Source organism: Faecalibacterium sp. An122, assembly GCF_002160895.1.
GTDB lineage: Bacteria > Bacillota > Clostridia > Oscillospirales > Ruminococcaceae > Faecalibacterium.
Map to the genome: position 1 here is coordinate 1 of NZ_NFLL01000068.1, position 1,172 is coordinate 1,172.

At 56.4% G+C, this 1,172-nt stretch carries 2 protein-coding genes; both read left to right on the forward strand.

Going from position 1 to position 1,172, the window contains the following annotated elements; translation table 11 throughout:
- Positions 1–383 (forward strand): plasmid mobilization relaxosome protein MobC (mobC, locus tag B5E67_RS15250; protein ID WP_143405453.1); only part of this gene is annotated, 383 nt, incomplete at its 5' end.
- On the forward strand, positions 331–1,172 hold an 842-nt coding region (locus tag B5E67_RS15255), incomplete at its 3' end, for a relaxase/mobilization nuclease domain-containing protein (protein ID WP_087385923.1). The genes mobC and B5E67_RS15255, both read left to right, overlap by 53 nt.

The following is a 1,172-nucleotide window of genomic DNA, read 5'->3' on the forward strand; positions in this document are numbered from 1 at the left end:
TCAAGTTCAGAGTCACCCCAGAAGAAAAGCAGGAACTGGAGATCATGTGCGAGATTCTCCATGTCAACATCTCCACTCTTATCCGCCGTTCCCTGCGCAGTCAGTCCATCAAGCAAACCATTGTTGTCACCGGCGGCGGAGAAGATGCACTGAATACCCTCTCTGATCTGCTGGGACAATGCGGCAGGATCGGCAGCAATCTGAACCAGCTTGCCCGCCACTTCAACAGCAACGGCAAAGATTCAGAACAAATTCGGGCGCAGCTCTTGACCGAACTGTCCGCCCTCACACTCTTCCGGCTGGATGCCGAGAAAAAGATGGGAGAACTGTATGGCAACCATCAAGCATACAAGCTCGAAGAACTCCGATCTAACAGCGCCTGAACATTACCTGACCTTTCAGCACAACGAGTACACCGGCCTGCCGATTCTGGATGAGAACGGCCACCCCAAGCTACGGGAGGAGTACTTACTGGACACTCTGGAATGCGGCGGGCAGTCCTTTGCCATGGCCTGCCTACTGGCAAACCGGAAGTACGGAAAGAACTTCTCTCCCGACGATGTGAAGACTCACCAATATATCATCAGCTTCGACCCGCGGGATGCTGCGGACAATGGATTGACCCTGGAAAAAGCCCAGGCGCTTGGCCTGCAATTCTGCAAAGAAAACTTTCCGGGTCATCCCGCTATTGTCTGCTCCCACCCCGACGGACACAACGGAGCCGGGAATATCCACGTTCACATCGTCATTTGCAGCGTCCGGGTGCGGGCGATCCCTCGACAGCCCTATATGGAAAAACCCTGCGACTGGCAGGAGGGCATGAAGCACCGCTGCACCGCCGCGATGCTCCGGCACCTGCGGGTCGAGACCATGGAGCTTTGCCAGGAAGCCGGACTCTACCAGATCGACCTGTTGAACGGCACCGGCGAACGGATTACAGAACGAGAATACTGGGCGCAGCGGCGCGGCCAGCGCCGCCTTGACTATGCCAACCAGAAGGCAGCCGCTTCCGATCAGCCCATCCGGCAAACCAAATTTGAAACCGAGAAAGCGGCCCTTCGGAGGCAAATCCGTTCTGTTCTGGCTAAGGCTACGAGTCTTGAGGAATTTTCCGCTCAGCTTTTGCAGGAGCATGGCGTCACCGTCAGTGAGAGCCGGGGGCGGTTCAGCTA